The following is a 24,834-nucleotide window of genomic DNA, read 5'->3' on the forward strand; positions in this document are numbered from 1 at the left end:
TGGCGTCGGATGATAGTTGGCGAGATTTTGGCTCACCTTCCGCCGCCTCGCGCACGCAGGATCAGAATACTGAGATGCCTACATTTCTTCCAGCGCCGCCACCACCCGGTCGACGTCGGCGGGACCCATGTGGTTGTGCAACGGCAGCGCGATGGTTTGCGCCTCGGCGCGCGTCGCAACCGGGAAGTCGGCCGGATCAGTCCCCAGCCGCTTGCGATAGGCGGCAAGACCGACCACCGAGTGGGTACCAGGCCTGCTGCCGATACCCTTTTCCTGCAGCCGCAACAAAATTTCGTTGCGGCTGAGCGGCGCATTGTCAGCCACCATCGCTACGTAGGCCTGCCAAGCGTGTACATACCCCTGTGGTCGCGTCGGAGGCTTGATCCAGTCGATCCGCCTGAGCCCCTGGTCGAGACGGTCGGCAAGCACCTCCCGCTCGGCGATGAACCTGTCGAGCTTCTGCAGTTGCACGCTCGCCACGGCGGCCTGGATATCTGTCATTCGATAGTTGAAGCCGAACACCTCGAACTCCGGCAGCTCGTAGGGCTTCGGACCACGATGTCTCACCTCCTCGGAAATCGACGCGCCGTGGTTGCGGTACACATCGAGGAGGCCAGCGAGCCTGTCGTCGTTGGTCGTGACAACCCCTCCCTCGCCGCACGTGATCGACTTTCTGGGATGCAGTGAAAAGCATCCCATATGCCCAAGCGAACCTGCAGCCTGTCCATGATAGCCGGCTCCGGCAGCGCACGCGGCATCCTCGATCACCGTCACCTGACGGCCGCCAAGCGCGTCGTTGATCGCATCCATGTCGGCGGCGAGACCGAACAGGTGCACGGGAATGATTGCCTTGGTCCGCGCGCTGACGGCCCGGCTGACCGCCTTGGGATCGATGTTGTAGCTGGCGGGGAGAATATCGACAAAAACAGGCGTGGCTCCGCAGTGCATGACCACGTTGGCCGTTGCTACCCACGTGAATGCCGGCACGATCACCTCGTCCCCCGGACCGATGCCGGCAGCGACCAGCGCCAGATGCAATGCAGTGGTGCAAGAGGTCGTAGCGAACGCATGCTTCACGTCGTGCCGCTCGGCGAATGCCGTCTCGAGCTTGCGCACCCATGGCCCCTGCGTGAGCCATCCTGATTCGAGCACCTGACGAACTGCCTCCAGCTCTTCGGCTCCCATTACGGGCTTTGCGATCGGCAAGGTTGGCAACGACGACGACATTGATGGCACTCGGGCTTGTTTAAAAGCGATGCAGGAAACTTAACCGGTCACACTCGGCATTGCCAGCGGGACGACAAGGAACGATGGGTGACAACCGCCAGGGCGTCAGGCGTGGGCATGTTTCTTAAGCATCTCAGTACGGACAACATCACCCAACGCATTGTCCGGATCCGCGGGCAAGCCGGCACGAACACGATCGATAATCGTCTCGAAGCGCGCGGCACATACTTCCTGAGTATGCCATTTGAGCGCGAAGGCGCGCGATAGCTCGCTCATCCTGCGACGCCGCTCTGGATCATTGACTAGCGCCTTGAGCTCGCCGTAGATCGTTGCTTCGTCAGCGTGCTGGACTGGCGCCTCCGCCAGATAAGGCAGCTTCTCTCCTCGCCCGTGCTTGAGACTGGTGATCACCGGCCGACCCAACATGAGACTCTCCCGCGCGTTGGCACCGAGCCGCCCGTAGTTGAGCTGGTCGACGACAATGTCCGCTTGTACCTGATAGTAACGCACGTCCCGGCTTGGCAGGTCGGTGGCGAAGAACAAGCGGATCGGACATCCCTCGGCCTTCAGCCGATCGATGGCCGCCAACACCGCTCCGGTGCCCTTGATGTCGCGCCCCTGGTCTCGGCGGCTCTCATAGTTGCCGACCGCGTGATACACCAGCAGCTCATCCGGGGCCCGCGCGATCCAGAACGCGTCTGGGACTTCCAGATCAGGCCGCCAGCGGTCCTTCGATAAGGCCGTGACTGCAGGCCCGAACACATGGCGCGGTGTCTTGCGCTCGGGCGTGACCCAGTCTCCCTCCAATCCGACCCAGTCGCAAACCAGATCCAGCCTTGCCAGCCACGCCGCATTGCGGTCCTCGGAGCAAATGTCGGGCCGAAGTTGCCAAACGCAGTGCGAACATACACCGTCCGTCACCTCGAAAAACGATGATGGCAGAGCGCCCTCAATGCATCCGCTCGGCATATTGCCAATGATCAGATTGTGCCGCCGCAACTCCATGAAATCCCATGGAATCTTCGTATTCTTTTGACCTGCCTCCATGTTATCGGAGAATAGGGCCGCTGCGCCCATTCCATAGAAGTGCATTGCCTCGAAACGTTCCGGCACAGACTTGAAGAACTGAGCGACCTGGCGCTGCATTTGCGTGGGGTCTGCGTGAAACAGGCTGAGATCCTCTCCGTGAAAGAACTGTTGTTGCGGACTGGCCGGGTTCTCGAGCGATACCGTCATCGCATCCCATCCGCGCTCCTTCAGTCCCTCCGCAAGATTGTTGAAGTGGTAATAGCTGTGGTGCAAGAACAGCGCCGAGCGCCGCCTGGGTTGCGCTGGAATACGAAAGTCCGGCAGGTACTCGGGCAGCGCAAAGGGAGCTGGCACACTGCCCGCCGCAGTCTTCCGCCCGGCGGCAAGAAAATCGACCAAGTCGGGCGTTTGCTTTAGAAGACGCGCCGTCATTTCGAATGCGTGCTCGGAGTCAGACGCAACTAGCTGTGAGTCGGCCGCAACTCCAGCATGCGCGTTCAGTGCGTCCCTGAATAGGGTCGGCTCCGTCGCGATATGCTTCAAGACTGCCGGCCGGGCCGTCCATGGCCCGAGCGTGCCGTCGGCAGCCAGCACTGCCAACTCGAACTCCGTCACCTGGCCCGCGACAATTGCGTCTACGATGGAGTCGCCAGACCAGCCGCCAAGCCCCAGCGCCTGCACCTGCTCTTGGCTCGCCGTGATTGCGCGCAACGTCTTGCCCCGTCGCACGATCAGGATGCGATCGGGCCACGCCTCATTGTTGGGCGCCGTCAACAGCGGCCAAACAATGTGGCCGGGAGGCACCCGCACATCCGCACGTCGTTGCGCCTCTAGTTCAGCTATCCGCGTTTGCGCAGACGTCAGTTCATCACGCAACACGTCGAGCTCCGCCTTCAAACCGGACAGGTCCGCCCGCACGGAGTCCTTCCATTGCCTGGCGCGGCGCATGAGGGTGAAGGGATTGGTTGTCATCAACGGCTTCAAACTGGCGACCTTTCGTGGTCCGACCCACCCAGTCGCCCCAAATCCGAGCGACCGCGTACGCGTTTCGGCCTTAGCTGGTGAGGCGACCACGCTCGATCAAGTAGCAGATCTGGCCGGCCGCGGCTTCTTGCGTGAGACGAGCAACTCGGTTCCGACATCGGAAGAGCGATCGCCGGCTTCAACGTGCGGCATGCAGACCCTCGTGATGACGCAGCTCTGCACACATGTGGCCGACATTCTGTCTTTGTTAAGATCTCGTTTTGGCTTTCTTACGGACCAAGGAGGCTGCGACGAATCACTCTCTGCCCTGCCGGGATATCATCCGCAGTCCTCAATATGCGCGCGCAGCGCGTACTCCACGTTGATCAGCGACCAAATCAGCAGTCTGCGATTTTCGCGACCGTGGAGATGATCATCGACCAACTCCCTGATCGGCTTGGGATCGAGATAGCGATAGATTTTCGCCTGATCGTCGAAGAGGACGTTGCGGACAAAGTCGATGCTTTGGCCCTTGAACCAGCTCGCATCAGGGCCGGAGAAGCCTTGCTTCTCGCGTTCAACGACTTCCTGGGGGATGTGCTGCTGCATCACGTTTCGCAGCAGCATCTTGCCATCACGAGCCTTCTGAAAGTAGCGGGCCGTTTTCCTGCCCGGCTCGTTTTCGTCCAATGCCACGACTTCATCGAGCTTGCCAAGCTTCATCCGGACCGGCAGCTTCATGGCAAAGTCGACAAGATCGTTGTCGAGGAACGGAACGCGTGTCTCTAGCGAATGCGCCATTGAGAGTTTGTCTTCCATGGTCAACAAGCCATGGAGAAAAGTCTTGGCCTCCAGATAGAGCGAATGATTGACGTAATCCTCCGGGCGGGTCAGACGCTCGGCGTGCTGATTGAACATGTCCCTGAAGATATCACGGGTCGAGACGCCCTGCACGTCGCCCCAGATCGGTGCGAAGACGCGCTTCAGCACGGTGTTCGGTACAAGCCGCTGCCAGTACTCGTAGTACTTGTCGATATATTCCTCGAAGCTCTGGTTCACGACCGCGCGGTAGTAGCGCCAGGGGTAGCCACCGAAGATCTCGTCGCCGCCCGTTCCCGCAAGGACAACCTTGTTGAACTTGCTGGCGAGCTGCGCGACATAGTAGTTCGGATAGCTCTGTCCGACGCGCGGCTCTTCAAGATGCCAGGCCAGCTTGGGAAGAACGCGCTCCATGTCGCCCGATTTGAGCACCATTTCGTAGTGCTCGGTGCGAAACAGATATGACATTCTTTCCGAGGCCGCACGCTCGTCGTATTGGAGCTCGATGCCGGATACCGAGCTCAGGTCGAAACCGCAGGTGAACGTCCGCATGTAGCTGAGCGATTGCGCCGCGATCGCGGTAATCGTTCCCGAGTCCATTCCGCCCGACAGATACGCCCCGACGTCGACATCAGAGACGAGCTGCCGCTTCACCGCCTGTTGAAGCAGATGATCGACCTCTTCTTGATAGTCCGCTTCGGACCGCGCCGTTTCCGGCTCCTGGAAATTGTAGTCCCAGTAGCGTGTCAGCTTCGGCTGCGTTCCAGCGCCTGCCTCGCTCGATACGCTGATATAGCAGCCTGCAGGTAGGATACGGACGCCCTTGAGCAAGGTGCGGTCCGTGAAGAAATTCTGGAATGTGAAGTACTCCAGCAACCCCTCGGAATCGAGCTGCGCGTTGAAGTTCGGAACGGCGCGAAACGCCTTCGATTCCGACGCGAACAGCAACTGGTTGCCACCGAACCAGTAGTACAGCGGCTTGATGCCGTAGCGATCCCTCGCAAGCGTAAGTCTGCGCTCCTTGCGGTCCCACAGCGCGAAGGCAAACATGCCGTTGAAGCGCTGCAGGGCACCCAGTCCCCACGCTGCGATCGCCTGCAACAGGACCTCGGTATCGCTGCTGGATCTGAAGACATGTCCCTGGGCTTCGAGCTCGGCGCGAAGTTCCCGATAATTGTAGATTTCGCCATTGTAGGAAATCACAAACCGGCCATCCGCCGTTTGCATCGGCTGCGCGCCGGTCGGACTCAGATCGATAATCGCCAGCCGGCGATGCCCGAGACCTATCGAACCGTCGATCCATTGGCCTTCGCCGTCAGGACCACGGTGGGCGATCGCCTGCGTCATCGCACGCAGAACATGCGAGGACACCGGCCGCCCATCGAGGTTAAGAATGCCCGCGACGCCGCACATATCTAGATCCGTCCGATCCTGGACTGCAGAGCCTTACTCAATGCCGGCCTTGGCGCGCCGCCGCTCGAGGCCGGCCCGATGCTTCGATCGCCATTCGATCAGCATCTGCAGTCCCTCACGCAAATCGACTTCCGCGGTGAAGCCGATTTCCTCGGCCGCGCGCTTCGTGGAGCCGACCCGATTGCGCACGAAGGTCGCGTTGCTGCGCGGCGCGTACTTGATCGGCTGGTTCGACCCGGTCAGCTGGAGCAGCATTTCCGCGAGCTCCTTGAGCGACGTTCGCTCGCCGGTCCCGACATTGTAGTAGCGGGCAACCGTATCGGCCGACATCGCGCAGAGATTTGCCCGCGCGCAATCCAGCACTGAAACGAAGTCGAAGGCTTCCGAACCGTCGCCCAGAATGGTCGGCCCTTCGCCGCGGTCGATCGCGTCGAGCATCTTCATGATGACCGCGATATAGGCGCCCTGATAGTCCTGACGCGGCCCGTAGACGTTCATGTAGCGCAAGCCGACCGCAGGCAGGCCATAACGGTGACAGAATGCCGTCGCCATCGCTTCGCCGGCGATCTTGGTCGCGCCGTAGAAATTCTTGTTGTTGAACGGATGGTCTTCGGTCATCGGCTCCTCGACCGCATCGCCGTAAACCGAGGCCGAAGAGGAATAGACGAGACGCTTGATCCGGTTCGCGACGCAGGCTTCGAGCACATTGAACGTCCCTCGAATATTGGTGTCGAAGGCCGCCCGGGGGAATTCATGGCATTGCAGCAGCCACAGCGCCGCAAAATGGAACACGCCATCCTTGCCCTTCATCGCGGCATCAAGGATATCGGATTGGCAGACATCGCCACCTGCCTCGAATATTTTGACACGCGGATCGCTGAGCACCCGCTCGACATTCTCGAGCGAGCCGCGCGCGAAATTATCGAAGATCACGATCTCGCCGACGTCGTGCTTCGCGAGCTGTTCGACCGCATGCGAGCCGATCAATCCCGCTCCGCCGATGACGAGGAACTTCTTGCCGTTGATTTCCAAGGTCGACCTCTTGGACTGGAGTTTTACGCCTCACCACGAGCGGACAAAGTCGGGCTCGCGGCAAAGTGACGATGACTGCTTGAGATGCTGGACAACCGCCAGGAGGCCAACGGGTACGAATCCCGTTGGTAACGATCTCAGCTTGCTGCGCGCGATGGGGCCTGGTCTCGCAGCAGTTCCGCGATCTCGAAAGCCGCTCGTCCCTGGCCGTAGTCGGTGATGTCGTTGCGCGCCAGATGCGCCGGTCCCTTCCAGAGCCGGTTCCAGCCGTTTGTAACCGTCTCGGTCCACTCGGTTTCATCGCGCAGCGTCACGCACGGCACGCGATGAAAGTAGGCTTCCTTCTGCAGTCCGCCGGAGTCCGTGTACACCTCGGTCGCGTGGTGCAGCAGCTTCGCCATGTCGAGATAACCGACCGGGTCAATGATACGCAGTCCTTCCAGGCTCACACCCAGCCGCGAGGCGGCGCCCCGGGTGCGCGGATGCAGCGGCAGGACCACGGTGCGCCCGCGCGACTGGTCCAGCAGGAATTGAACGACATCACGGAGCCGCTCCGGATCATCGGTGTTCTCCGCGCGGTGCACAGTGGCAAGGGCGTATTGCCCGGGTTGCAGCCCCAGTTCGTTCAGGATCGTGGAGCTGACCTCGGCCTTTTCCAGAGCGAACAGCGTGGCGTCGTACATCACATCGCCGACGTGATGCACGCCCTTGACCACGCCCTCAGCCGCAAGGTTCGCGATTGCGGTTGCGGTGGGACAGAGGTGAAGGGTCGAGAGATGATCCGTCACAATCCGGTTCAGCTCTTCGGGCATGCGCCGGTTGAAGGATCGCAGCCCGGCTTCGACATGGGCGACCGGAATGTGGATCTTTGCCGCCGCCAGCGAGCCGGCCAGCGTCGAATTGGTATCGCCGTAGACCACGACCCAGTCCGGCTTTTCGGCAAGCAGGATCGGCTCGATTTCCATCAGCATCCGCCCGGTCATGTCGCCGTGACCGCCGCCATTGATATCCAAATGATGTTTCGGCTTAGGGATGGCCAATTCCTCGAAGAACAGATCGGACATGTTCGCATCGAAGTGCTGACCGGTGTGAATCATCACCTCCGTCAGTCCATCCGTTTCGCGAATGGCCCGGCTGACCGCTGCGGCCTTGATGAACTGCGGCCGCGCACCGACCACCGTGAGTATCTTGATCGACATCAGGAATACTTCGCGACGTCGGCCACATGCGCAACGTGATTGCGCATGCAGCCGAGGATGCGGTCACGGTTTTCCCGGGTCCACGCGATGGTCCGCTTGAGGCCATCCTCATGCGCGACGCTCGCAACGAAGCCGAGCTTTTCGCGCGCCTTCCCCGGATCGCCGAAGCGCTGACCCGACCGGTCCCAATCACGCGCCGGCGTGAGCGCGATCGGAGTCTGGTTGCCGGCGATCGAATTCACCCGCTTCGCCAGATCAAGGATGCTGGTCTCGACACCCGAGGCAAGATTGTAGATTTCGCCGGGCTCACCGCCGAGCGCGCACGCCATCAGTCCCCGCGCCATGTCTTCCACGAAGATGAAATCCCGCGACGCGATCCCGCCATTCTCGACCGGAAGGGCTTCGCCATGCAGGGCCTTCCAGATGAAGGTCGGGGTGACATTGCGCCAAACCGTGTGAACGGTGCCGCGCCAGCGGCCGGCCCCCAGTATTTCGCCCGGCCCGTAGACGTTCTGGAACCGCGCCTTCACGAAGGGCAGCTTGTACCGGGTGAAGTAGTAGTTGCCGTACATCTCCCCGATCAGCTTGGAGATCGAATAGGGACTGTCGTGAAACAGCGAGACCGGAGCGTCCTCCGTCGTCGCCGAGGCGCCGTCAAAGGTCTTCTCGGCCACTGCACAGCCAGCCGCGGCGTACACCACCTTTTGCAGCGAGCGGATGTCCTTGAGCCTTTCGAACAGCTTCAGGCTCGTCAGCGTGTTGTTGTCATGATCGGCCAACGGATCGGCGATCGACGACTGGTTGCCGTGGAAGCACGCAAGGTGGAAGGCAAAGTCGAGATCCTCCGGCAGCGCGGCCAGCACGGCGTCTTCGGTGATCGGACGCGGCACGAACTGGATCCGGGGATCAGGCGGCACATTCGAGGCATCGGCCGACAGCAAATTGTCGACGACAATGACCTTGGCGGGCGCCTGCTCAAGCAGCAGCCGCACAAGATTTGACCCGACGAACCCGGCTCCGCCGACGACGAGAATGGTCGATCCGTTAAATGACTTCATGATCAGCTCTTTGGTGCCGCCAGGTGACTATAGACATCGCTCACGCCATAGGCGTCGTACCACGCAAGCAGGCGCCGGATGGTCTCATCGAATGGCACTTTGGCTTGCCATCCGAGAACTGCGCGGGTCCTGCTCGGATCGGGAACGACGGACGGCACGTCGTCATCACCGACCGGCACCACCTTCACATCAGGATCGGCCGGCAGTCCAAGGTGGGACCGCACGAGGTCGTAGATTTCCTTGATCGAGTGACCGATTCCGCTCGATACGTTGAAGACGCCCGTCGGCGCCTGCTCGGCCATCGCGAGATCCACCGCGGCCAGGAAGTCGGACATGTCGAGGAAATCGCGCTGCGCGTCGCTGCAGAAGCAGCCCTGCCCGGCCTTCAGGCGCTTGTAGAAGGTCGGGATCGGACCAATCGCCAGGCGAGGCCCGGTCACGTTGGCAAGCCGCAGCGACACGTAAGGCAGCCCGCTCATCGCCAGGTACTGCTCGCCGGCGACCTTTGAGATGCCATAGCTGGTGAACGGCCGCAGCGGATGCTCGACCGGGATCGGTGTGCTTTCCGGCCGTCCGTAACACAGCACGGTCTGGAAGTTCAGAATCCGGCCCGCGCCGGCGGCCCGCGCCGCGTCGATCACGTTCGCGGTGCCATCGACGTTGGTTGCGATGTCTTCCCGCCAGTTCGCCGGGTCCTTGTAGGAAGCCGCCGAATGCACGACATGCGTCGGTCGAAACTTCTCGAATGCCGAGGCAACGAGATCCCGATCGGCGATCGAACCTTCAATCAAGGTCAGGCCGGGAAGCGCCGGCACAACCTCGCGCTTGCCGGTGGCGAAATTGTCGATGACCAGAATCTCGTGGCCCTGCGGCAACCAGTGCTCGATCAGGTTCGAGCCGAGGCAGCCTGCGCCGCCGGTGATGATGATGCGCATCTCGTGGTTCCGATCAGGTGCGGATTTCCGCACGCGCTTCCTTCAGGTGCGTATAGCCGCCGACGACGCCTTCCTTCTCCCAGCGTTCAACCGACAGGCGGGCAATCTCGTCGAGCGAGGTGAACTCGACGGCGCCGAAATCCTTGAACGTACGTGACGGGTCGAGGAGGATCGAAGGTGCATCGTCCGGACCGAGCGGCTTCACTTCCGGCTCCGGGTAATCATTGATCTTCATGGCGCGCACCACGGAATCGTAGAGCTCCTTGATGGCGACATCCTTGCCCGAAGAGAAGTGATAGGTGCCGCGGCCGACACCATCGGCGGCCTTGACGACGACGCGGGCAAGATCACCCGCGTAGCAGAAGTCGCGGCGCGCCGGGGTGACGAAGCACTTCTGTCCCTTGGCCAGCCGCCCGTAGAAGATAGGCAGCGGCCCGGACACGTTTCGCGGCCCGATCACGTTGGCAAGGCGGAACGTCACCCATTCGACCCCGGAGAACTGCACGTAGTGCTCGCCCGCCGTCTTCGAGATGGCGTAGCTGGAATTGACCGGGTTGATGGGATGGTCAAGCGGGATCGGCGACTGCAGCGGCTTGGTGCCGTAGCAGAGAGCCGTCTGGAAGTAGATCAGACGGGATACGCCGAAGGTCTTGCAGGCCTTCGCGATGTTGGCGGTGCCGACCGCGTTCACCAATGCATCGCTGCTCCAGTCCTCCGGATCCTTGTAGGACGCCGCGGTATGGATCACGACCTCAGGCCGGAAGTCGGAGAACAGCTGATCGACCACCGCAGCATTCGCAATCGTGTCCTCGACCAGGGTCAGATTGGCGTGCTTGGTGAGGTTGTCGGCTCTGCCGGTCGCATAATTGTCGATCGCAACCACCGTGTCGCCGCGCGACAGCAGCATATCGATAACCGTTGATCCGACCTGCCCGGCTCCGCCGGTTACAAATATCTTCATAGCCACCATCCAGATTGAGAAGTTTAAGCACTGACCATCGCGCGGAACTCGGCCGCCCGGTCATGAAACCGTTGGTGCCAGAGTTCCAGACTGAGAAGACCCCACGTCTTTCGGGAGAAGCGGGATTGCTCGCCAAAGCTGGAGAGCACGACATCGCTGTTGAAGAACGGGCGATGCTTCGAACGCTGTTCACCAAAGATATCAAGGACAAAGTCCTTGAGCTCGCCGTCGAACCATTCCTTCAGCGGCACCGGGAAACCCATCTTGTCGCGCCGCTGCAGCAGTGCCTTCGGCAGGGTGTCGCGATAAGCCGTCTTCATGAGCTGCTTCATCTGCCCGCCCATGAACTTCACGTCGGCCGGCACGGTAGCGAGAAACTCCACGAGAGGATGATCCAGCAACGGCACGCGGCTCTCCAGGCCGTGCGCCATGCTCATGCGGTCCTCGACGTGCAGCAGCGCCGGCAACAGGCACTTGAAGTCGAAGTGCGTCATCTTGTCGAAATAGGCTTCCTTCCGCACATTGTCCTGGTTGTTGAAGATCGCGCGGAAGGACTCGAACACACCCTCCTTGTTCAACGCGCTCCAATCGATCTCACCGACCATGTCGGTCGAACGATCGACCAGGCGGAAGTACCTGCGATCAAGATCCGCGAACAGGCCATCGCGCCAGAACTCCTTGATCATCGGCTTGTATTCGCGCAGCAGACCGAGATTGGGCACGATCGACTCGATCGTGACCACGTAGTGACCGCTCTGGTAGGTGCCGTCGATCGCCGCCTTGATGCATTGCTCGAAATAGGCGACCAGATACCGCGCATAGCCGCCGAGCAGCTCGTCGCCGCCCTGCCCGCCGAGCACGACCTTGACGTTCTTCGCCGCGAGCGCGGACACCATGTATTGCGGAAACGACCCCGGTCCGGCGACCGGGAAGTCCAGATGGTAGATCACGTCGCCGATGCTGTTGCGGAAGTCGGCAGCAGTGATGTCGACCATGTGGAGCGACATATCAGCCAGATCGGTCACCGTCTTGGCGTAGCCGCTCTCGTCATAGCCTGGAAATTCGAGAAAGCGGCCGTGGAATGCGTCCCGGCTGCGGTGGTCCAGTTTGGAAGCCATCAGCGCAACGAGGCTGGAGTCGAGACCGCCGGACACGTAGCCGCCGACCGGAACGTCGGAGCGCAGATGCACCTGCATCGAGTCCGACAGCAGTTCGGTGAAGCGCCGCTCGAAATAGGCGGGACTACGATCGAAATCGACATCGTACTGCACGTCCCAGTACCGGGACGTCATGACGTCGCCGCCCGCGAGCCGAAGCAGATGGCCGGGCAGCAGGGCTGATATCCCCTTGAACAGGGTCTTCTTGCCGATCGTGTACTGAAACGTGAGATACTCGCTCAGCGCATCGGCGTCGGTTTCGATGTCGCTCAAGAACGGCAGCAGCGCCTTGGCTTCGGATGCGAAGTAGAAGACCCCCTGTTGCACCGTATAGTAGAACGGCTTGATCCCGAACCGATCGCGAGCTGCAAACAGCTTCTTGTTTCTCTCGTCCCAGATCGCGAAGGCGAACATCCCGCGCAGATGATCGACGCAGCGCTCGCCCCATTTGGCGTAGGCGGCGAGGATCACCTCCGTGTCCGAATGGGACTGGAACGTCCAACCGTCCGAGAGCTGCTCGCGAAGCTCGACGAAGTTGTAGATTTCCCCGTTGTAGGAAATCACGGTGCCGTTCGCTCCCTTCATGGGCTGGGCGCCGGCAGGCGTCAAATCAATGATCGCAAGCCGACGGTGGACCAGCCCGACGCTTCCGGCGTCGTCGCTCCATTGCCCTGAACCATCGGGCCCGCGATGCGCAATCAAGCTGCTCATCGCGTTGAGCGACGCGACGCGCCTTGCGACGGGATGACCGGACAGAGATGCAAATCCTGCAATGCCACACATGAATTCAGAGAACCTCGATATTCAAGATCGCTGCAAAGACACTAAAGCTATCCGCGAATTCTACGCGCGAGTGACAGCATCTGGCGGACAAGCGTAACGACAACTGCGTGAAGGAAATTGGGTAGCAACCTGATTTCCTTCACATCCTCGATGTGATGCTGATGCGCGCGAAGAACGGCGCGGGTAAACGATTCCCGTAAGGCAAGCTCGTCTGTTACCGTACCGGTTGAGGTACCGCAATCAGGGAGTCGTCGGCCCTTCCTGACCGCCGCATCACGAACTTCCGCTAGCAGACCTGCCACGAAATTCCTATAGCGGAACTTCGGATCCTCGACCAAGGCACGGTAACAGGCCTCGATCCGCGCCATATTGGCGTCCTCGTCCTGCATCTGCTCATAGACGTCTTCGACATTCGAGCAATCCGGCGCGAGCGCGATGTAGTGCTCACCCGCCTTCAGGGCACCGGCGTAATTGCCGGGCGTCAGTATCTGACAGGACCGCGCGATCGCCGCCTCGAACAGACGCGGACCAGCGGCGGTATAGACGTTCTTCATATCCTGACCTGGAAAGCAGGTCTGCTCCAATTCCTCAAAGCTGGCCGCCGGGCTGCGCTGCAGCCGCCGCTCGACGCATTCCCTGATCTCCCCCCTGGCGTCCAGCAGCGAACTTCCGCTCTCGCAGCCCAGGGTGAACTTGCTGTTGCCCAGAAACTGGAGCCAGGCGTCGCCAACGAGCGCGTCGCGCGCCTGCGTCGAGATATCCAGCTTCAGCTGGCGATCCGCCATGCTGGAGCGGAAGCGATCGCCCAATTCGGTCTTCACCTGGCCAATTCTTCCGAAATAGGCGGGCAGCGCCCTGGCCCTGTAGCCGACGTCGATCTCCCTGTCCTTGAACGGGACGGCAAAGCGCTGCATCAGGCCGATGTCGGCGTCGTCAACATATCCCGTCAGCGCCTCGAGCACCCGGGCATGCTTCCCCGCGCGAGGATAGAACTCCGCATGATGGTCGTAGCAGACGGAATAGATGAGATCGACCTTCCAGTCCGAAAGCCAGTTGTCGAGTATTTCGGCGTGGTCGTACTCGTCTTGGGGCAGCGCCACCTTGACGGCATCCGACTTCGCGATGAAGTCGTAGGCATCGAGGAGCCGATCCAGCCACAGCGATTTCGGCCTCGCCCATCTCCAGCACAGAAACGTCGTGTCGAGAATGATCGCGTCGAAGGCCTGTTCGCGAAGACGGGCGGTGACGGGCTGGCGTGCGCTATGCAGCGTGTATTCGTGCTCAGGAGCATATTTGACGAGTGCGAACGCGTGATTGATCGACGTACGCCGCGCCGAGCCAAGATCGTCAAGTTCGTGCAGGATAAGGATGCGCACGATCGAAGATTAACCCTGCACCCGGCAGCGTGAGACGGCAACTGTCACGCATCAATCCCGATCAGCCGACGAATTCTCGTGTGCCTCAAAACGATCCGTTTCGCCCAACGACGGATTGGACCCGGCGTCAAACGCGCCACATGGATGACGCCATTCGCTGCAACCACCTTCGCGATGACGACCAGACGGTGGCGCACCGTCTGCTTCGCCTTCCGCATCACTTTCTGCATCAGCTCCCGTCGCCGCGTGCGGCGCTTTTCGCGCGCGACCAATGCGACAAGCTCGCCTTCGGCATAGCACCGTTTCGTTGCCGCCATTTCAGGGTGATATCGACGGTCGATAGCGCGATCGACCTGCCGGACCATTGCCTCGAAGCTGTTGTCGGGATTGAGCGCAACCTCACGATAGGCCCGATCGACAATCTCCTGCGCCCGCACGGGATCGCGCAGCACCTCCATGACCTCGGCCATGTTGGAATGATCCTTTTTCAGCGGCACATAGTGCCGCCAGGGCTCAAGCCTTCCGGAATAGGTGCCCTCGTACAGGATCATCAATGTTTGCAGCGCGGCCGCCTCAAAGCATCTCGGCGAGATGACGGCGAGAACGACTCGATTGTCCTCATCCTTGAAATACAGATCACGCAGCGTTTCAAAGCTCGCCGACGGATCGCGGGCCAGATGTTGATCCACGTTGCGCTGAATCTCGCCGGTGAAGTCGCAAACGCTGGCGCCACTTTCGGTGCCAAGGACGGCCTTGCAGTTGGCAAGGAACTTGATCCAGTTCTCGCCGTAGATGCGGTCTTCCTCGCGTGTGGACATGTCGCAGGTCAGTCCGTACTGCGCGGCATCCGCCTCAAACCGACCGGAAATCAGCCACTTCTCCTGGGCAAAGCTTCCCAACCAGTCGGGAACCTTTCTCGCACGGTAACCGACATCGATGGATCGATCCTCGAGACGCGGCACCGTCCGGTCGAGCAATTCGCCCGGAACGTAGCCGGTGAGCACGGTTTCCCGGACGACATTCGGCAGCCGATCCTGCGGATAGTAGTCGTCCATGATCTCCTGCGGGACGACGCTGAACAGGATATGGACGCCGAGTTGCCGGAACGCGGTCATCGTGTCGTTGATCCAGCGATACTCGTCCTGGATGAAGGCGGCCTTCAGCCCCTTGAACCTGCAAATGGCGGCCCGCAGATTCGGGCCGATATAGGTGTCCATGCAGGCGACGAGAGAATAGTGGATGATGACACCGTCAAATCGGTCGAGTTCGAGCAGATTGGAGACGTCGCCCCGTGAGTTGAAGATCTGGATCGAGTGCCTGGAGAACTCCTTCAGACCCATGACGTGGTCAATGATCGTGGAGGCGCTGCCTGGCATGAAATCGCAAAGCAGCAGAAACTCAAGACGCCGAAGATTGGGCGCGTCGACCGCGGTGAGCGGAGGAGCCGGATGGGTGACTGGGATCATCTGGGTTAACTGAAGTTGGTTTGAAAAAAAACGCCAGCCTAGTGCTTCTCTTTGAGAAGGCAGCGGCCATCAATTTCAACGTAAGCTTCGCCGGACCGCGGACACTTCAGATCGTTATCGAGCCGCTCGCCGGCCCTGCTCATCCAGCCGATCCTTCTTGCGGGATTGCCCGCCATCAATGCAAACGCAGGGACATCCTTCGTGATCACCGAACCGGCCCCGATGAAGCAGTATTCGCCCAGCGAATGCCCGCAGACGATGGTCGCATTGGCGCCGATGCTCACCCCGCGTCCGATCGGCGTCTTGCGAAACTCATCCTTTCTGGAAACGTCGGCGCGCGGATTGTTGACGTTCGTGAAGACGCAGCTCGGACCGCAAAACACGTCGTCCGCAAGCTCGACGCCGTCATAGATCGAGACGTTGTTCTGGATCTTGCAGCCGTTTCCGATCCTCACGTTTGGACCGATCATCACGTTCTGGCCGATCGAGCAATTCTCGCCGATCACCGTGCGCGACAGAATATGGCAGAAGTGCCAGACCTTGGTGCCGCGTCCAAGCACGGCACCGTCGTCGACGTAGCTCGATTGATGGATCAACACGCCGGGGAAGCGCGGATCCTCGCGCATCTCGCTCATTTGTGCATCGCCTTCTGGGCAAAGGCGTGAACGCCATTGCTTCGAACGAGCGGCGCCGTGCGGAACGTGGAAACGATATCGATCGAGGGGCGGACTTCGTCCAGACGGAAGCCGCGGCCGGCGACGATCTCCTCGTAGCTCCTGGTATGGAGATCGGTGAATCCTTCGGAGAACTCGACCTCTTCACCGTCGACGGTGATGGAGCGAAAGGTCGTCTTCTTGCCCTTCACGCTGTCCGGCAGGTCGTTGCGGTCCAGCGACAGGAACCAGCTCACGTCAGCGCGCTCGCACTCCAGCGAGCCTGCTGCCCTCTCCGGCTCGCGCAGGTGCGCTTCGTTGCGGCTGGCGGGGCCGAACACGAAGCTCAGCATGTCGAAGAAATGCACCCCAATATTGGTGGCGACACCGCCGGACCTTTCCTCCGCTCCTTTCCAGGAGGTGTGATACCAGCGCCCGCGCGATGTGATGTAGGTGAGCTCCACCTTGTGACGCTTCTGCGAATTGGCGAAGCGGTCGCGAAGCGCGATAATCGCCGGATGCAGGCGCAATTGCAGAATAGTGGAGATGCGCCGGCCGGTATCGCGCTCAATGGCCGCCAGTCCGTCGATGTCGCCGGGATTGAGCACCAGCGGCTTTTCGCAGATGGCGTCCACCCCGGAGCGAAGCGCAAATCGGCAGTGCGCGTCGTGAAGGTAGTTCGGCGAGCAGATCGTCATGTAGTCGAGCTTTTTGCCGTCGCGCTGCAACGCACCGACGTGGCGATCAAACAGCTCAAATTCCGTAAAGAACTCGGCATCCGGAAAATGGCTATCCATGATTCCCACGGAGTCGTTGGGATCGTAGGCCACCGCGAGCTTCCCGCCGGTATCGGCCATCGCCCGCATGTGCCGTGGCGCGATGTAGCCGGCGGCACCGATCAGCGCGTAGATCGTCATGAAATTCCTCTCTTCGAACTTTCTGCTTTGTTTAGGCAAGCTGTTTGCTTCAGGCAAGCTACCGCACTCGGGGTGAATCGAGCGTCACACCCAAGCCAGAATATATCCATCACGCCCGCCAGGCGGCGGAACGCACTCAAGCCGCGGCGATCAGATCCGCCCCGACAAGAACGCGAACCTTGCGGCCCAGCAGGTTCAAAAGAACAGCCACGCGATGGTGATCGCTGGCATCTTCGACGAGCGCAAGACTATCGACGAATGCACCCTGGACAATTCGCACGGTGTCACCGGGCGAGAAAGCCGGCCTGCGTACGAGTTGGATAAATCCGGCTTCGTCCTCGCGCGATTTCAGCGTGTCGATGACGCCACTTTCCACCGCGGCCGGCCGGTCGCCCACGCACACGAGATGCGAAACACCGAGCGTCGATTGAATGGCACGCCAGCGCTGGGCCGCAACATCGATTGCGACGAAGAGGTAGCGCGGAAACAGCGGCCGCGGCACCAACTCCACCTTCCGCGCATGACTGCGGCGTCTCTGATAGCGGGGAAGGTAGGTGGAGAATCCCTGCCGCACGAGGCCCGCCGCCGCCTTGGCTTCGGCATTGACCTGTGTCTGCACGACGTACCAGCGCGAATCGGGCTGCATCGCCATCACGCCCCCTCCGGCTGCTTTGGACGCAAGCCCAGCAGGTCCGGAGCGAGCACTTTCTCCACCCCGAACTTGCTGACCGCCTGGTCGAATACATGTCGCGCGCCGGTCAAGTGGGTCACGACGACCGCATCAAACGGCTCATCCACCGACGCATAGGAGGAAACCACCTTGACTCCGATGAACCGGGACGCGGTTGCATCGGGGTCAACGATCGCAAGGACCGAGATCGGCCCGTCGACCGCGCACAGGATCGCGATTTCGCAAAGGTCCGATTGTCCGGCAAGCACAACGCGCCTGAAGCCCCGCGCCTGCGCGCGTTCAAACAGCTTGCCATATTCATCCTTCGCCTTGCGGAAGAGCGAAAAGGAGTCGGACAGGAATTGAACGGTCAGCCGCGATTTCTCGGAGAAGCCCTGCGGCGTGAGGTAGTAGGCATATCGCCGCGCGGGCGCCGACCCGACCTTGACGAAGCCCTTCTTGATCGCCCGCTTCAGGTAAGCGTTGACCAGGCCAAGCGCGACGCCCAGTTCGGCTGCGATGTGCCGCTGCGATTGCGCGCCATCCGCCTCAAGAGAGGTGAGCAGCCCGAGCACGAGCCGGTCGCTGTCATTCTCATCCGTCGGTAGAGTGCCTGCCATCACGCCTATCCCCACTGGAGAGGCTGATAGCGCGTTCACACGATGAACGTCAAGCGAATTCGTTCACGCCATGAACATCGCAACTATCTGATTATAAAAGAATTTATCTCGCAAGCCTGTGTCGCAATGGCCACACTTCAGGCCGGATCACGGGGCTCGGCCAGATACTGCGCCGCGAGCGTCGAATAGCTGTATCGCTGCGCGGCAGCGACACGATCGCCGCGCGGACGCGCCGGACCGTCGAGGGCGGCACGCAGCGATGCCGCAAGCGCATCAGCATCTTCAGGTGCGCATCGCGCGGTCACCAGATCCTCGAGCCCGGCCAGCGCCCGCTCTTCGCAGGCAATGACGCTGCGCGGCGCGAACAGGCAGTAGTCGAACAGCTTGTTGGGACTGATGCCATGGTGATAGAGCGCGTTCTTGTGGAAGGCGACGACCGCGCAATCGGAAGCATGCAGCATGCCGTGAACGACCGACCGGTCGACTTCATCGTGAAACTCCACATTGCCAAGCGCGGCCGCCCGCTGCTCGAGCGCGGCTCGCGAGGTCCCTGAACCGATCATCACGAAACGAATCTCGGAGTTCGATTTGCCGAGGATGGCAGCCACATCGAGAATGGCCTCCACGGCATTCGGAGGACCCATGCCGCCGGCGTAAAGCACCACGCGCCTGCCCTGCTGCTTCAGCAGATTGATGCGATCGGTCAGGGGGTGGCGAAGATTGTCGATCGTCAGCGCGCTCTGGATCTCGCCGTCGGAGACCCCGTTCGGAATCCACAGGAACCTGCCGGCCGGCAAGCCACGTGCCCGCATATGGGGTTCCGCTCCGGCCAGCAGACAGATCACGCGATCTGCCGCGCGATACGCCGAGCGCTCCTTCCAGCCGAGCACCTTCATCAGCGGATGCCATGCCGGGGTCATTCCGAGCGCGATGATGCTCTCGGGCCAGAGGTCGCGGACCTCCAGCCAGAACCTGGCATCGAAACGCCGCGCGACCTGATGCGCCGCTGAGACGAAGAACAGATGTGGGCTCGACGCGATCATCAGATCCGGTTTGCCGAACTGTGCGGCAATTGCAGCCGCGGCCGAGCCGAAGGCCCGTCCAAAGCTCAAATTGTTGCGGAGCCGCCCGAGGCTGCCGCTGCCATAGCGCGGCGTATCGAGAAACCAGAAGTCGATGTCGTTGATCCGCTGCGGCCCCGGAACGCGCGGCTGCCTGTGCAGATGATGGAAAGCGGCGCTGACCACCACCACCCGGTGCCCCATCTTCCCCCAGGCGTCTGCCAGCCAGAACGGACGATAGTGACGCCCCAGGCCGGGTCCGCCGGCAAAAGGATGCACCAGCCAGATGTTCATGCCGCCGCCTCGGGCGAAGCAAATCGCCTGTAGAGGTCGTTGAGCTCGGCTGCGTCGTGCTGCCAATTGAAATTCTGGGCAACCGCCGCCCGTCCCGCCAGCCCCAATCCGATCGCCATTTGAGGGTCGTCCGCGAGCCTGGACAGGCTGTCGAGCAGCGCCGCGCGATCCCTGAGCGACACGACGATGCCGCAGCCCGCCGCCTCGACGATCTCCTTGGATTTCGGCAAATCACTCGAAATGACAGGTAGCCCAGCGGCCATATATTCAAAAAGCTTGGTTGGAAGTGAGAGCAAATAATTCGGTTCGGGCAATAGCAGATTGAGTCCGATGAGACTTTCGTTCAGCAGCGTCGCGATCTCACCACGTCCCAGCCTGCCCCTGTATGACACGTCGGCGGATGATTGCTCAAGCCAGGCTTGTTCTTCGCGGCCGATGGTTCCCGCGAGCACGAGCGGCAGACGCACCGCGGCACATGCTTCCACCATTTCGACCAGCCCGCGATCGAAACTCATGCGGCCGACATAAACGGCCTGGCGCTGCCGTTTTGTGGTCGGCGTCGGCTCGATGAATTCGTCGAGCCGCACCGTGTTCCTGACCAGCGTGACATCAGCGCCATAGCTGTGAAAGCGATCCGCTATCGCCGGTGTCGCAGCCACGATCGCATCAAAGCGCCGCGCGGCGCTCCGCTCCACCAGTTCCATCGCGCGCGCCACGAGAGGCCGCATCCAGGGCCAAATCCATCGCTTGGAATGGATGTCCGACGGCACGTCCTCGTGAACGTCATAGACCACCTTGCAGCGCCGGCTCTTGAGCAGGAGCGCGAACGGGATCAGTTCCGGATCGTGGAATTGCACGACATCGGCGCCGGATACGCGGGCAAGTGCAATTGCCGCCCTCCCCGCGACCCACGGACGCTTCCAGCGCGCGACCGAGGGCTGCTCGATCAGTTTGAACGCGATGCGTCCGATGTCGCCTGGGCGCGGCGGCCGCGCCACGACGGTCACCTCGTGACCTGCCTCGGACAGGCTTCGCGCTTCTTTCTCAACAATTCGAATGTCGTTGGCCGAATGGACACTCGACAGCATACAGATCTTCATGGGGCTCCAACCCGGAAGCGTTCGCCCCAGAGCGCCACGCAATAGAGCCGCCAGCGCATTCCGAGGTCGAGCCGGTGGAATTTCCTCTTCACTGCAGCCATGTCGACGTAGCGGGCAAGCAGCGCGCTGCCGATCACCTTGTCATACATCGCCGGCGAGTGTCGGTTGAGCCAGAGCTGATCGGGGGCAGCAAAGCCGATCTTGTCCTTGCGCCAGCAGATGTTGGCCGGAAGAACATCCTGCATGGCTGCGCGGAGCGGCCATTTTGTCCAGCCGTGATTGATCTTGGTCCTGGTCGGCAAGCCCAGTGAAAATTCGACAAAGCGGTAGTCGAGGAATGGCAACCGTGTTTCGATGCCGAACCGCATCGAATTCTTGTCCTCGAAGCGCAGCAGCATCGGCAGGTTGGTTTCGGTGATCTCCAGAACCTGCATCTCCCGTGCATCGCTGGTGTTTCGCGCAAAACGGCGAAGCGACTCCGGCAGGGCTGGACTCTTCAGGAATGCGTATCGCCAACGGTAGACGCCGGCTCGCAATCCCGCCAGGCTGGCGCCGAACAAGTACATCAACAGGCGGCTGGCTGAAACGCCCGCCTTCCTGGCCGCGCCGAAGGCGGAGAAAAATCCGCGCACGCCCGAGCGATGAAAGTGGTCGCGGAGCCAGGCCGCATAATAGCGATGATATCCGAGCAGCGTTTCATCGCCGCCCTGACCATCGAGAAGCACAATCACGCCGTTCGCGCGCGCCGTCTTCATCACCTCGTACTGCATCATGATCGAGGGACCTCCGAATGGCTCCTCCTGAACCTCGAGCAGGGTTTCCGCCGTCGAGGCGAAATCCTCGTAGCCCGGCTTGGTGCGCAACCAGTTCAGCTCGGCGCTTGCCACGATTTCGGCCGCGTACGCTTCCTCGTTATTGGCGGCCTGCTCGCTGACTGCGGTGATGGCAAAGAAGCGATCGTTGGAGGTCGTCGCATAGCGCCTTGCGGCCAGCGTCGCAACGCTCGAACTGTCCAGTCCTCCCGACAGGCAGGTTCCGACGCGAACGTCCGACCGCAAGCGCAGACGCGTTGCGTCGTCGAGCAGCTCTCGCAGCAATCTGGCTGCATCCTGCCCGTCAGCCACGTCCAGGCGAGGCGCCAGCGAATAATAGCGCTCGGTCCTGATCCGGCCGGTTGCGACATCGACGCGCATCTTGTGTCCGGGGGCGAGCTTCTCGATGCCCTTGAAGAAGGTGCGGTTGGTATGGTCGCTGAGGCCGCAGACGAGAAAATCCCTGACAAGATCGTCGTCGGCCACGGAGCGCCCGATCAACGGCAGCAACTGGCGAATCTCAGAACCGAACGCGAACTGCGTCGCCGTTTCGGCATAGTAGAATGGCTTCACACCGAAGCGATCACGCGCGCAGAACAGCGTATTGTCGCGCTCGTCATGGATTGCAAACGACCACATGCCGTTGAAGCGATCGAGGCAGTTTTCGCCCCAGTGGACATAGCCGGCCAGCAAGACCTCGGTGTCCGAAGCGGTGTGGAAGACATGTCCGAGCGCCTCGAGTTCCGCGCGGAGCTCGAGGTAGTTGTAGATTTCACCGTTGTAAGTGATCCAGATCGGAAGCAGCCTGTCGCGCATCGGCTGCGCGCCGTCTTCGGTCAGATCGATGATGGCGAGGCGCCGGTGTCCCAACCCGACATTGCCATTGACCCTCACCCCGCGCCCATCCGGCCCGCGGTGCGCGACCAGATCGGTCAGTCGATCGACTTGATCAGCATCAACGAGCCCGTTCTTGGCGATGAGGCCGAATATGCCGCACACGTGGGACTAACCTGTTCGTCTGGGTTTCGTGGACAATTCGACGGGACGCGCAGTCTGGCCGCCGCGGCATGACATCCGACCCAGCGCCTGAGCTCTCCTCTACCCCGTTCACGCGATGAACGTCAACCTCACCGGGTGAAGCAGCGCCCGCGCGATCTGCTGCGCGACCTCAGCTTCTAGCTTGCGACTGGCTCACTGATCTCCTGACCGGCAGCCCGTCGCATGGTGCCCGCAAAACTCGCCGCAAAGGCGCGGACGCTGTCGTCCTGATGCGGGACGACGTTCCGAACGACGAGCCCGCGCGCCTGCTGTGAAACTTGCATCAGGTGGTCCGCGAGCGCGACCGGATCATTGACGCCGAAATAGCGCGCAGCCCCGTCGGTCTGCTCCTTGTGCACGTCGAGATCGGACAGGATCATCGGAACGCCGAACGACTTCGCCTCCTCGACCGTCGTGCTCCACCCCTCGAAACGCGATGGATTGATCAGTGCGGTCGCTGCCCGCAGCAGCGCGTAGACGTGTGACAAGGGGATCGTCCCAACATGGCGGAAATGCGCATCGAGGCCGCGCTCGCGAACCTGCGCGTTGACCAGTTCGTAATAGCCCGGCTCGCGGCGGTCCTCGGTGCTGCCAGAAGCACAGACCACCACGTTGGCGCCGCGCTCCTTCAGGATCGTCAGCGCGTCGACCACGAGTTGGTGGTTCTTGTGACGGTAGAACTGATTGGGCAGGTAGAAATAGTTTTCCGGCAGGCCGTAGTTCGCGATCACCTCGGACGGATCCGTGTTCAGGAAGGCGGCCGGCGGCTGGGTCGCGAAGCGAACCACGCAGACATCGTTCCCGGCGCGCGGATAGTAGGTCCTGAAATCGCGATGCGCACTCTCGCTGCTCAGCATGATGGTCCGGCCCGACGCCATCTGGACGCGAAAGCCGATTTCGCGGCGCCAGCGTGCCATCCTCGGAAAGAGCTGAGGCAGAGATCGGTGTTGCAGGTCCGGAATCCACGCCACTACTGGGATAGCCAGCCGCCAGCCGAAGAAGTGTGCCGCTTCAACAACAACATCGACGCGCGCGGAGCGAAACGCCGCGGCGGCTCCGGGGTCCAGCCCAAGCCCCAGCGCCGCGGCTAAACCTGGCTGTCCATCGAATGCTGCCGACCGGACCACCTCAACACCCGGTGTTGCGGCAAGCTCCGCGAGTTCATTCTCATCGGCTGTGTTCCCGGCAAAGATGACCGGAACGAATTCGCCAGGCAGAGACCAGGCAAGCGCCGCGAACAGATTGCGCTGATAGTTGTATCCGCCGGCCCAAAGCCGGCGCGAAATGTGACTGAACGCGATCCGCAACGGGAGCGACGTCACGAAGCCTGCCCCTTGAACCACGTCACGTAGTCGGCAAGGCCCTGAGCAAGAGGAATGCGCCAATCGAACCCGATTTGGCGCAACATCGCATCGTCCGCCAGCAGGCTCACGGGATCGCCAGGCCGGCTTACTCCTGAGTGTCGCACGACGGTGTTGCTGCCCCACTGCCCGATCAGGCCGGCGGCGATGTCGGCAACGCTCGTCCCTTGGCCCGAACCGCCGTTGATGATTCGGAAAGTCTGCTGCGGCGACGCTTCCGCGAGGCCGGCAAGCAGTCGGACGACGTCGCGAACGTCGGTCCAGTCGCGTATCTCGTTACCCGTCCCGCCGAGGGTGAGCACCTGCTCCCCGGCCTTCAGCCGCGAGCAGATGTCCCAGAGCAATTGTTTGCGCAGGTTGGGACCAAAGACCGAGAACAGCCGTACGACGGTGCAACCGAGGCCGAACGACCGCGCGTAGCTCCGGCACAATTGCTCCATCATGAGCTTGTGCTGCCCATAGGGCGACATCGGAGCCGGCACGACACTTTCAGCGATCGGGCCGATATGGTCGGCGCCATAAACGGCCGCACTCGACGCGGCGATCACTGCGCAATCCGGCGCGGATCCGCGCAGCCATTCGAGCAGCCGCGCTGTGCTGGCGACGGTCCGCGAAAAATCCTCGAACGGCCGCTCGATCGAGACGCCGACGGATGATCCACCGGCCAGATGAAAGACCTGCGTCGGCAACCCATGCGCAGCGGCAAGCGTGTTGAGATTGGCCGCGTCAATCTCACCGTTGATCCAGCTCTGCAAACCAAGGCGCCGGGCTTCCGCTGCATCGAGTGCCCCGTGCCCGACGCCATGCACCTCATGGCCCGTCGCAGCCAATTCATGCACGAGATGGCGGCCGATGAACCCGTTGGCGCCGGTGACCCAGACGATCATCGC

Annotated in this window: 20 protein-coding genes; all 20 read right to left on the reverse strand. The window is 61.4% G+C overall.

Annotated elements, in window-relative coordinates; translation table 11 throughout:
* Positions 1 to 78: 78 nt before the first annotated feature.
* Positions 79 to 1,227 carry a DegT/DnrJ/EryC1/StrS family aminotransferase gene (locus G6P99_RS31730; protein WP_165124647.1) on the reverse strand — a complete coding sequence of 383 codons (1,149 nt, stop codon included), beginning with the start codon at positions 1,225 to 1,227 and terminating at the stop codon, positions 79 to 81.
* A 105-nt stretch (positions 1,228 to 1,332) separates the two neighbouring features.
* On the reverse strand, positions 1,333 to 3,228 hold the full coding sequence (locus G6P99_RS31735; protein WP_165124649.1) for a glycosyltransferase: 1,896 nt from the start codon (positions 3,226 to 3,228) through the stop codon (positions 1,333 to 1,335).
* Between the two features lie 330 nt (positions 3,229 to 3,558).
* Complete coding sequence (asnB, locus tag G6P99_RS31740) at positions 3,559 to 5,451, reverse strand: asparagine synthase (glutamine-hydrolyzing) (protein WP_165124651.1); 1,893 nt, start codon at positions 5,449 to 5,451, stop codon at positions 3,559 to 3,561.
* 33 nt (positions 5,452 to 5,484) lie between these two features.
* Complete coding sequence (locus G6P99_RS31745) at positions 5,485 to 6,483, reverse strand: NAD-dependent epimerase/dehydratase family protein (RefSeq protein WP_165124653.1); 999 nt, start codon at positions 6,481 to 6,483, stop codon at positions 5,485 to 5,487.
* A gap of 137 nt (positions 6,484 to 6,620) precedes the next feature.
* Positions 6,621 to 7,682 (reverse strand): non-hydrolyzing UDP-N-acetylglucosamine 2-epimerase, encoded by a 1,062-nt coding sequence (gene wecB, locus G6P99_RS31750; protein ID WP_165124655.1) that lies wholly within the window; start codon positions 7,680 to 7,682, stop codon positions 6,621 to 6,623.
* Positions 7,682 to 8,740, reverse strand: coding sequence for an NAD-dependent epimerase/dehydratase family protein (locus G6P99_RS31755; protein WP_165124657.1), 1,059 nt, complete (start codon positions 8,738 to 8,740; stop codon positions 7,682 to 7,684). Before G6P99_RS31755 ends, wecB begins: the two co-directional genes overlap by 1 nt.
* A gap of 2 nt (positions 8,741 to 8,742) precedes the next feature.
* Positions 8,743 to 9,675 (reverse strand): NAD-dependent epimerase/dehydratase family protein, encoded by a 933-nt coding sequence (locus G6P99_RS31760; RefSeq protein ID WP_165124659.1) that lies wholly within the window; start codon positions 9,673 to 9,675, stop codon positions 8,743 to 8,745.
* Positions 9,676 to 9,688: 13 nt separating this feature from the next.
* Positions 9,689 to 10,636 (reverse strand): NAD-dependent epimerase/dehydratase family protein, encoded by a 948-nt coding sequence (locus G6P99_RS31765; RefSeq protein WP_165124661.1) that lies wholly within the window; start codon positions 10,634 to 10,636, stop codon positions 9,689 to 9,691.
* A 23-nt stretch (positions 10,637 to 10,659) separates the two neighbouring features.
* Positions 10,660 to 12,576, reverse strand: a complete 1,917-nt coding sequence (gene asnB / locus G6P99_RS31770) for an asparagine synthase (glutamine-hydrolyzing) (protein WP_165124662.1) — start codon at positions 12,574 to 12,576, stop codon at positions 10,660 to 10,662.
* A 47-nt stretch (positions 12,577 to 12,623) separates the two neighbouring features.
* Positions 12,624 to 13,952, reverse strand: coding sequence for a hypothetical protein (locus tag G6P99_RS31775; protein WP_165124665.1), 1,329 nt, complete (start codon positions 13,950 to 13,952; stop codon positions 12,624 to 12,626).
* 44 nt (positions 13,953 to 13,996) lie between these two features.
* The gene (locus G6P99_RS31780) at positions 13,997 to 15,169 is read right to left on the reverse strand and encodes a hypothetical protein (RefSeq protein ID WP_165124668.1); all 1,173 of its coding nucleotides are present in this window, start codon (positions 15,167 to 15,169) and stop codon (positions 13,997 to 13,999) included.
* A 287-nt stretch (positions 15,170 to 15,456) separates the two neighbouring features.
* A complete protein-coding gene (locus G6P99_RS31785) occupies positions 15,457 to 16,053 on the reverse strand; it encodes an acyltransferase (RefSeq protein WP_084518385.1) in 597 nt (198 codons plus the stop codon).
* Positions 16,050 to 16,988, reverse strand: a complete 939-nt coding sequence (locus tag G6P99_RS31790) for a Gfo/Idh/MocA family oxidoreductase (protein ID WP_165124670.1) — start codon at positions 16,986 to 16,988, stop codon at positions 16,050 to 16,052. The genes G6P99_RS31785 and G6P99_RS31790 overlap by 4 nt, the downstream gene beginning before the upstream one ends.
* A 136-nt stretch (positions 16,989 to 17,124) precedes the next feature.
* Positions 17,125 to 17,640 carry a transcription termination/antitermination protein NusG gene (gene nusG / locus G6P99_RS31795; RefSeq protein ID WP_029079929.1) on the reverse strand — a complete coding sequence of 172 codons (516 nt, stop codon included), beginning with the start codon at positions 17,638 to 17,640 and terminating at the stop codon, positions 17,125 to 17,127.
* Complete coding sequence (locus tag G6P99_RS31800) at positions 17,640 to 18,278, reverse strand: winged helix-turn-helix transcriptional regulator (RefSeq protein WP_165124673.1); 639 nt, start codon at positions 18,276 to 18,278, stop codon at positions 17,640 to 17,642. Before G6P99_RS31800 ends, nusG begins: the two co-directional genes overlap by 1 nt.
* A gap of 137 nt (positions 18,279 to 18,415) precedes the next feature.
* Positions 18,416 to 19,633, reverse strand: coding sequence for a glycosyltransferase family 4 protein (locus tag G6P99_RS31805; RefSeq protein ID WP_165124676.1), 1,218 nt, complete (start codon positions 19,631 to 19,633; stop codon positions 18,416 to 18,418).
* A complete protein-coding gene (locus tag G6P99_RS31810; protein WP_165124679.1) occupies positions 19,630 to 20,733 on the reverse strand; it encodes a glycosyltransferase family 4 protein in 1,104 nt (367 codons plus the stop codon). Before G6P99_RS31810 ends, G6P99_RS31805 begins: the two co-directional genes overlap by 4 nt.
* Positions 20,730 to 22,544 carry an asparagine synthase (glutamine-hydrolyzing) gene (gene asnB, locus G6P99_RS31815; protein WP_165124682.1) on the reverse strand — a complete coding sequence of 605 codons (1,815 nt, stop codon included), beginning with the start codon at positions 22,542 to 22,544 and terminating at the stop codon, positions 20,730 to 20,732. Before asnB (G6P99_RS31815) ends, G6P99_RS31810 begins: the two co-directional genes overlap by 4 nt.
* Before the next feature lie 176 nt (positions 22,545 to 22,720).
* Positions 22,721 to 23,890 carry a glycosyltransferase family 4 protein gene (locus tag G6P99_RS31820; RefSeq protein ID WP_246709668.1) on the reverse strand — a complete coding sequence of 390 codons (1,170 nt, stop codon included), beginning with the start codon at positions 23,888 to 23,890 and terminating at the stop codon, positions 22,721 to 22,723.
* Between the two features lie 11 nt (positions 23,891 to 23,901).
* Positions 23,902 to 24,831, reverse strand: coding sequence for an NAD-dependent epimerase/dehydratase family protein (locus G6P99_RS31825; RefSeq protein ID WP_165124688.1), 930 nt, complete (start codon positions 24,829 to 24,831; stop codon positions 23,902 to 23,904).
* Positions 24,832 to 24,834 lie beyond the last annotated feature (3 nt).

Source organism: Bradyrhizobium sp. 6(2017) (assembly GCF_011058295.2).
GTDB lineage: Bacteria > Pseudomonadota > Alphaproteobacteria > Rhizobiales > Xanthobacteraceae > Bradyrhizobium > Bradyrhizobium septentrionale.